This is a genomic window from uncultured Chryseobacterium sp. (genome assembly GCF_913776365.1).
GTDB lineage: Bacteria > Bacteroidota > Bacteroidia > Flavobacteriales > Weeksellaceae > Chryseobacterium.
This window is the reverse complement of record NZ_CAJYMO010000058.1, coordinates 1-8,690: the sequence shown is the minus strand read 5'-3', so window position 1 is coordinate 8,690 and position 8,690 is coordinate 1. Positions and strand designations below refer to the sequence as shown.

4 protein-coding genes and 1 pseudogene are annotated in these 8,690 nt (G+C 44.1%); 3 read left to right on the top strand and 2 right to left on the bottom strand.

Annotation, left to right across the window (positions count from 1 at the left end):
- Positions 1-202: 202 nt before the first annotated feature.
- Positions 203-679: a DinB family protein gene (locus tag QZ735_RS03035; protein ID WP_294244023.1), complete on the top strand. Its 477-nt coding sequence runs from the start codon at positions 203-205 to the stop codon at positions 677-679.
- Positions 680-799: 120 nt separating this feature from the next.
- Positions 800-1,201 (top strand): annotated as a pseudogene (locus tag QZ735_RS19485) (VOC family protein).
- Between the two features lie 692 nt (positions 1,202-1,893).
- On the opposite strand, the gene QZ735_RS03025 reads toward QZ735_RS19485, so the two are convergent.
- Positions 1,894-5,670, bottom strand: coding sequence for a fibronectin type III domain-containing protein (locus QZ735_RS03025; RefSeq protein WP_294244019.1), 3,777 nt, complete (start codon positions 5,668-5,670; stop codon positions 1,894-1,896).
- Between the two features lie 413 nt (positions 5,671-6,083).
- On the opposite strand from QZ735_RS03025, the gene QZ735_RS03020 reads away from it, so the two are divergent.
- Complete coding sequence (locus tag QZ735_RS03020) at positions 6,084-7,502, top strand: delta-60 repeat domain-containing protein (protein WP_294244017.1); 1,419 nt, start codon at positions 6,084-6,086, stop codon at positions 7,500-7,502.
- Positions 7,503-7,750: 248 nt separating this feature from the next.
- On the opposite strand, the gene QZ735_RS03015 is transcribed toward QZ735_RS03020, so the two are convergent.
- A partial coding sequence (locus tag QZ735_RS03015) for a YihY/virulence factor BrkB family protein (protein ID WP_294244016.1) occupies positions 7,751-8,690 on the bottom strand: 940 nt, incomplete at its 5' end.

Here is an 8,690-nt window from a genome sequence, read left to right as displayed (position 1 = left end):
GTTTTATTCAGGCCTTTGCTCTAAGTAATAATCTGCTTTTTAAAAGGTTCCACAACTTTTGCGCGTGATCTAAAATGGGGGAAGATGATTCTTTCGGGTCATATAAATTAATGTAATTTACCATCCTGGTCCATCTTTTATCGTTCAAAATTTGACGGGATATCCGGAAATTTTCGTAATTTAAACTTGATAACAGAAAATTATGGCAACAAACCTGATCGAAGATATGATAAAGCAATTCAATGATTTGCATGATGGCGACGTTTGGCTGGATGAAACTTTTGCAAAGAAATTTGAACAGATTAACGAAGCGGAGGCGTTTACCCGGCCGCTTCCAGATCTGCATAGCCCTGCTGAACTGGTTTCGCACCTTATCGTATGGCGCAGGGCAGTGATGGGCCGGTTAAAGGGCTTGGTGGTTCGGCTGGAACTGGATGATCCGTCCAATTGGAAAACCAACGATGAATTGCGTCCTGCCGGATGGGAAGCACTTAAAAAAGAACTGTATCAAAGCAGGCAGGAGATTATCGATATACTGAACGGTAAAGATGATACCTATCTCAATACCATTTCAGCCGACTATGGGAAAGACTTCCGGTATTTCCTGCAGGGGCTCATCCATCACGATTTGTATCATATGGGGCAGCTGGGCATTTCCATAAAATATCTGAAAAAGTAACGGTCTGTCGGTTGCTCTTATCACTGATAACTGTCAAAATCAAAGAGATCAGTTATCAAAGAAAGTAGGGGCATGAAAATTTCCAGTAATACAAAACAATACGAATTGCATATCTGAAGAATGAAACAGTCCATCATTCATATTTCACTTCTGGTCAGGGATTACGATGAAGCCCTTGATTTTTACATCCATAAATTAGTATTTGATCTTGTGGAAGATACCCGTCTGTCATAAACCAAACGATGGGTGCTGGTTAAGCCTCCCGGTTCCTCCGGCTGTTGTCTTCTGTTGGCGAAGGCTGCAAATGAACAACAATGGTCAGCCGTGGGCAATCAGAGTGGGGGCAGGGTGTTCCTATTCCTCGAAACGGATCACTTTGATCAATCATACCAGTTTATGCGGCAGAACGGGATTTCATTTGTCCGTGGGCCAGTTGTTGAATCCTATGGAACCGTGGCCGTATTTAGTGATCTGTATGGTAATTTTTGGGACCTCATTGAGAGAAAAACAGACGTCAGTTAAGGATTCAAAATATATTTTCAATTCTTAATTGATTGCAATGCGGCAGAATGGCTCAAAGCGTATACTCTTCAGTTATTGTAAACGGCATCTGGTTAAATAAGCAATGCCTTTGAAAAGTTAGTTTTCGGAGCCTTTGATTCAGTAATTCTATTTTTCACGTTCACTGGCAGGCAAAATGCTCGCAAGAGATTTGTTTTCCTCGACAACACCCACCATTTATTAAAAGGAGTAAACGGGCAGTTTTGATAAGTATGGAATGAACCGGAAGCTGTATCATTACAGATTTTGAAATAATTGGATATCGCAGTTCTTTATTCCTTCAACGGTTACATCTGAAACGGAAACTATTTTTCCAAGGTAGAATCTTGTTCCTCTTTACGCTGCTTCATTTTGGAAATGGTATGCTGACCTACGTCAAGCACGTTATTTTATATTCAAATGACAATGTATTTTGCTTAACTCCTCATTTGCTCCTGACCCACAATCAGATGATTACCGAAAACACGTATAAAAGGAAAAACGGCCCATGTTTCTGATGAAGTACCGGTCTGTAAAGTTTTAATAATTTTACTGTATAAGTGATCATTGGTTTTAGACGATTCTGTGATTTTAAAAAATAAAAATTCCGGAAAACCATTGGTCTTCCGGAATTTGATCAATCAGAAATGCAGGGATTTACTGAATCACTTATTTTATTCTTTGATGAACTTTTTCTGTAATGTACCATTTGCATCATCGATATCGATCACATAAATTCCGTTGATCAGTGCACCGAGATCAATGGATTGGTCCAGGATGAGTCCTGATGATACCATTTGTCCGGCTGAATTATAGATTTTATAATTCGCTTTTGCACTGATGTTCTTCACATGAAGTATAGTCTTTACCGGGTTGGGATAAATCAGGATATCGGTCTGGTTGACAGGGTTAGGAACAGGTAATTTCGTGATTTTTACCGTATAATCCTCCACTTCGCCGGAAGGGAAGTCCGTACAGTTTACCGGGATCCCGTCTTTCTGCATGGCAATTCTCATCACAACATATTTGAAATCCGTCATGCTGATAAAGGCATCGGCGGGCACGGAGAAGGTTCCGCTTACTGTTGTGGAATTGTCTGCTCCCGATACCAGTATTCTTTCATCAATATCAAAATTTCCGTTTCTGTTGAAATCGATCCATACTGCCACTCCCGCCTGGGCACTTCCTGACAGCTTTTTCTCAATGGTGATCTGGTTGTCTGAGGATCCCTGGACCATTTCGATAAATTTACCGGCTGTCGTCGTGTAATCGGAATAAGTAGACGCTGTTGTTGTATTCGTCATCACAGGTCTTCCGTTGGGTGTAACCGTTACTTTGGAAATGTATTCCGTAGTGGAAGCCAGTGCAGCCATCTGGCAATGAACCACCGTAGGTGTTGTAAACAGGAAAAGCGGGGTGAAGTTGCCCGGGGTTCCGCTGCAGACATTGGCTACCTGCATTTCATATTTCACCAGTTCAAGGAGATTGGGCAGGATCACGGTATTGTTGTTGGTATTAATGGTCGTCCAGCTCGGAATTCCTGTTTTTCTGTACCGGAATATATAGGAACTGGCTCCTGCAAACGGCTCCCAGGTTACAGTGGCTGTTGTTGGAGTCAGATTGGTAATGGCAAGTCCCGGAGGTGGAATGTCGCAGGTTCGTTCCGTAGTGAATACTTTAGGATTGGACCACGGGTTCAGCGTTGTACTGCCGGTGCACCGGTTAGCGATCTGAACTTCGTATGTGGTGTATACCGTGAGCAGGCTGAGCGGATACGTATTGGCCGGTGCAGCCGGTAAAGGGATTTCGGGGCTCCATCCTGCAGCCCCGCTGCCCACAATTCTGTAGCGCATAAAATACTGGGAGCTGGCGGCCAGTGGTGACCAGCCGATTATTGCTGAAGTCGGTGTGATACTGGTAATGGTGACATTCGGAGGCGTAGGATCACATTTGGTGCTAAAGGTATCATGTGAAAATACTCCCGGGGTACCATTGCAGACAGCTGCCAATTCAACTTCGTACAGCGTTGCCGGTAACAGTGGCTGTAGTGTGGTGGTATTGGTGGTAGCAGGCGCAGCTGCAGCCGGTATGCTGTAGCTCTGCCAAGGCCCTGTACTGCCTGCAGGACGATATCTTACCAGGTAGCTTGCTCCGCCGGTATCCTGTGGCCAGGTCAGTACGACAGCGTTATAGGTAGGTGTTCCCAGGGTGACTGCCGGGGTGGCATTGCTGCAGATCCTGATGCTGATATTATCGATGGCTGCAGGAGGCTGGGTACCGCTATAGGCATCATTGCTCCATTCAAATACCAGACGCATGGTGCTGCCTGCAAAGCTGGAAATGTCCAGGGCAGGGTTGGAAACGGTCTGCCAGGTAGGCTGCTGCCCATAATCGTTGCCGATCTGGATAATCCCGGGTCCTGCACTGATCTGGGTACCGGAGACAGGCATAAAAAGGGCTGGCACCAGCCATACTCTCAGATAGTCATAATTGGCTTCCCCCTCTGCTTTCCAGTCGAATGACAGGCTCGCGAGGGTTGCTGACGACGGAACCGTAATATCCCGGTAAGCATGCACCACACTGTTGGAAGAATAGTCATAATTATTTGTCGTACCGGTATCGGAAATATAGACTGAACCTCCCGTGTTCCCGGTATCTGTACCGTAAATCCATCGATTCACCTGAGTCCCGTTGGTATATCCCAGGTCGCTTCCTGTAGTAAACGGCTGGATATAAGGAATAGTAGCCGGAATCTGAGTAGTGGTAAACGTAGGGCCTGCCATCCAGAAACTTCTGTCCGGGCCTAAACACACCGAACGGATCCAGATATAATAGGTGGTATTGGGAATCAGTGATCCCAGGGTGAGGCTATTGGTAGTAACGGCGCCTGTAGGTGTTGTACCGGCTGCAGGGGGCACATTGACTGTAGAAAGGTAATACTGGTAGCCTCCTGCCGGCAGCGGTGAAGCTGCCGTCCAGTCGATGGTTGCCGTCGCACTTCCCAGTGCAGTTACCGCAATATTGGTAGGAACCTGACAGGTAGGAATACTGAGGCTGATATTGTCTATCGCAGCAGGTGCCTGGTTTCCGCTGAACGTATAATTATTCCATTCAAAAACAAGACGTACTTCCTGTCCTGCAAAAGTACTCAGATCCACCAGCGGATCGAAATAATTCTGCCATGCAGCCTGCTGATTGAGATCTCCTCCCAGCTGGATGTTTCCGCCGCCTGAAAAAATCTGTTCGCCGGCAACCGGATTATAGGATACCGGGACCAGCCAGACCCGTAAGTAATCGCTGTATTGTGCACCTGTTCCTTTCCAGTCAAAACTCAGGGTCGCATTGGTGGTGCCGGAAGGAACCGTAATATCCCTGAAGGCATGGACCACGCTTGAAGACATGATATCATACGAGTTGCTTACTCCGTTATCATCAGAAATATAAAGTGAGTTTGCAGGATTTCCGGTAGCACCACCGTAAGCCCATTGGTTCACCTGCCCCGTACTGGTCAGCTGAAGGTCGCTAGCCGCTGAGAAATCCTGAACATAAGGAATGGTAGTAGGGATCTGAGGTGTTGCAAAAGGGGAGGCCGCTATCCATACGCTCTTATCAGCCGGTGTACATACGGAACGGACCCACCAGTAATAAGTCGTGCTTGGGACCAATGCTACCGTTACGCCTGTCGTGGCACTGGCAATCCCTGCTGTTGTCACAGCTGGTGCCGTAGAGTTGGTGCTGAGGTAGTACTCATAGCCGTTACCCGGAGCTGAGGGAGGTGCGGTCCATGAAAGGTCTGCACTGTTGGTGGTAATGGTATTGACTGCAGGGGCCATAGGCGGGAAACAGCTGGGCAGGCTGATGCTGATGTTGTCTATCGCAATGGCAGGCTGGTTCCCTATGATATCGTCATTTTTCCATTCAAACACCAGTCTCATCACTGACCCGGCAAAGGGGTTTGTATTCATACTGATGGTGCTGTAATGCTGCCAGGCCGATTCATCGGAAAAGTTGCCGCCTATCTGTATCCTGTCGGTATCATCAGTAATCTGTGTGCCGGGTGTAGGCGTAAATGACGCAGGAACAATCCATACCCTGAGGTAATCATAGCCGTTTTCCCCGATTCCTTTCCAGTCGAAAGAGAAATTGGCAACGGAAGCTGTTGCAGGGACGATCAGGTCTTTATAGGCATGTACAACACTTGATGAAGTAATGGTATAGTCATTGGTAATTCCATTATCATTCGTGATATAAAGGGAATTTCCTGTATTACCGGTTGCGGAGCCGTAAAACCATTTATTATCCAATGTCCCGTTCGATAGGGTAAAATCATTTGCCGTATTGAAATCCTGTGAATAGGGCAATGCAGAGGATGCCTGCCCTGATACATGCTGTATGATTCCCAGATTAAGCAGGCAGAAAGCATACAGTAAAAAAACAAAGAATTTTTTCATGAGTTTTCATTAATATTAATTCAATACAAATCTAGCTGTTTTTACCGATCAACAATACAAAATTCTTATTTTTATTCAAAATGTAGTGATTATTATTATACCAATTTAGTAGATTAATTGCGTAATTTTAAATTTATTACTTAATTATTATCGTATCTAAAAATCAAAACGAAATATGGACAAAAATCTCAGACGGGGACTTTGATAAAAAAACGGCTATTATATTTTCAGGATTGTCTCGTGTCATTCCGGAAATTCTGAATGCAAAAATCAATAGACTTTTTATTTTCTGTGTTTCAGGCTGAAATTCAACGGGAAAGGGTATGACAGGAGAAATTTTCTTGCAAGAATAATGACCTTTCGGCACTTGCTGCTATGTATTTATTATTATATATTTGCCGAAAAATTAATCTATGAAAAAATCTCTCTTTTCTTTGGGAATTTTATTGGGTATTCAATTCGGTTTCAGCCAATCAGTCGATACCAATTTCGGAAGTAACGGTACCGTAACCCATGCGCAAAAAGGCACCTACTTCCAGCCTACGGTTTTACCGGACGGCAAAATGATTTTAAGCGGGAGTTATGAAAGCTCCACTTCCAATAAGGCGGTCATTATGAAGCTGAATGCTGATGGTTCACTGGATCAAAGCTTTGCCAACGGTGGTGTCTTTACAATGGATCTTCAGGCAGATACTGATTACTTCGAAGGGTTTTCACAGGTTCTGGTTCAGAATGACGGAAAGTTATTTTTTTGCTATGCAAGCGAACTGGATAATGGAATAGATCCTGAAACGCTCACGTTAAATCTGGTGAGACTTAATGCCAACGGTACGGCAGATACTTCCTTCACAAGTCCGTGGTCTGATACCACCACTGATCTTGATAATTCTATTTTTGATCTGAAACTGCTGTCGTCAGGAAAATATCTGGCATACGGTCACAATTACCTCATGAGGTTCAATTCTAACGGAAGTCTTGATACTACCTACGGAACAAACGGGAAAAGAACCATCACCTTCGAAATCAATGAAGTTTATGTAAGCGGGGATAATATTTATATCAACGGAAATGCTCCTGCCACTCCCAATAACAGGACTCTGTACAGACTTCTTAATGAAAGTGCAGGCATCTCAGGATCAAATAACTTTGTGACAGGAAGAGTGTATCAGAACAACTCAACTTTTTTTATAGATCAGAATAATTTTACGGTTCACGAATTGTTGAAATTAGATGCCAATCTTGCTCCGGCAGCCGGGTTCGGAACAAATGGAAGAGTTACTCTGTCTAATCAGATCTACACCGGCAGTCTTTTGTTTCAGCCGGGCGGAAGTACCATCATCTGTACCAGCACCAGCACGAATACAGGGGCTTACTATACGTACACCAGACTGAATTACAACGGCAGCATCAATACAGCATTCGGACAGGGAGGAACCTTTACCGTAAACGTACCGAATTCAGCCGGCTTCCGTGCGGATATTGAAAACATCATGAATCCGAACGGATATATTTACAATGTGTTCTACGGCACCAATAACAGCAATAATGTTTTTGTGAAAAGGATACTGCTTCCGAATGAAATCCTTGCCGTATTAAACAGTGACAAGGCAAGTGATGGTAAGATCACCGTTCTGGAAAACCCGGTAGGGAATACGCTGAAACTTTCAGCTGATCTGGAGAACGCAAACATCTATGACGGATCCGGCAAACTGATCATGAGCAACCTTAAAGGACGTGAACATGAGGTGACAGAACTTTCAAAAGGATTGTATATTATTACCGGTAAAAGCTCCAAAGGTGCGGAAAACAAACTTAAATTCATTAAGAAATAAGAACCAGACTTTAAGTTAAAAAAGGAAAGCCGTTTTGTAAGAAATAAAGGCTTATAAAGAAAAGCGGAAGCTGATCACAAGAAAGCGGGAATTTTTCCTGCTTTTTTTCATAAGAAAAAACAATCTGTGTTTTTTAAAGAGGTGAGAAGCAAACAGGAGATTCCTGATGCCCTGCCTATATAAGCTGATAAAAATAGAAACGCTGTAAAAATTGATGTTTACAGCGTTTTTAATATTAAAAATGTTTCTTATATCATATTGTTTTTTGCTTCCTTATTAATAGGCTGTTTCGGCTGGGCACCGGTGATTACCTCATCCGCATTTTCCTCAGGGACAGTTTGCGGACTCCATTTGGCATGTTTGGAAGGTTTCAGCCGGTAGCCCATTTTCTTGGTATACACCTTCGTGAACTCCGCACCGAAAAAGATAAGCTGACAGGTATAATTGATCCAGAGAAGCAATAGGATCACAGTTCCGGCCGTACCAAAAGAGGAACTTGGATTGAACTTTTCAAAATAAAACGTAAGAATATATTTTCCCAAAGTGAAAAGCAGGGCGGTTACCACTGCTCCTACCCACACCGATTTCCACTGCAGCTCAACATCCGGCAGGATTTTAAACATGGCTGCAAAAAGGAAAAATGCAACCAGAAAACCGACTACAATATTGATGATGTTTACCAGCACCAGTGTCTCCAGTCCGAAATGGCGGATCACCCAGTCATTGGCCAGGCCGATGAAGGAACTGAGCAGGAGCGTAATGAGCAACAGGAATGCAATAACAATAATCATTCCCAGTGAGTTAGCGCGGTCAAGCAGATATTTTTCCCATGCTTTTTTTGGCGCGGCCACTACATCCCAAAGCTTATTAAGGGATTTCTGGAACTGAAAAAACAAGGAAGTTGCACCAAAGACAAGGGTTACGATCCCGACGATCTTCATGATGATGTTTTTCTTGTCAACCATACCTCCGATCACCATTTCTTCAAGGCTTTTCCCCACATCTTTGCCCATCATACTCCCGATGAATTTGGTGATTTCTCCCTGTACCGCTTCTGCCCCGAAGAAAATTCCTGTAATCCATATAACGATAATGAGAAGGCCGGGAATGGAAAAAATAGCACTGTATGCCAGACTGGCGGCTTCGGTGCCTAGATCCCGTGCACTCCAGTCTTTATAAGTATCCTTA

Coding starts and splice junctions, on each gene's coding strand:
- QZ735_RS03035 (WP_294244023.1), top strand. CDS start 203: ATGGCAACAAACCTGATCGAAGATATGATAAAGCAATTCAATGATTTG.
- QZ735_RS03025 (WP_294244019.1), bottom strand. CDS start 5,670: ATGAAAAAATTCTTTGTTTTTTTACTGTATGCTTTCTGCCTGCTTAAT.
- QZ735_RS03020 (WP_294244017.1), top strand. CDS start 6,084: ATGAAAAAATCTCTCTTTTCTTTGGGAATTTTATTGGGTATTCAATTC.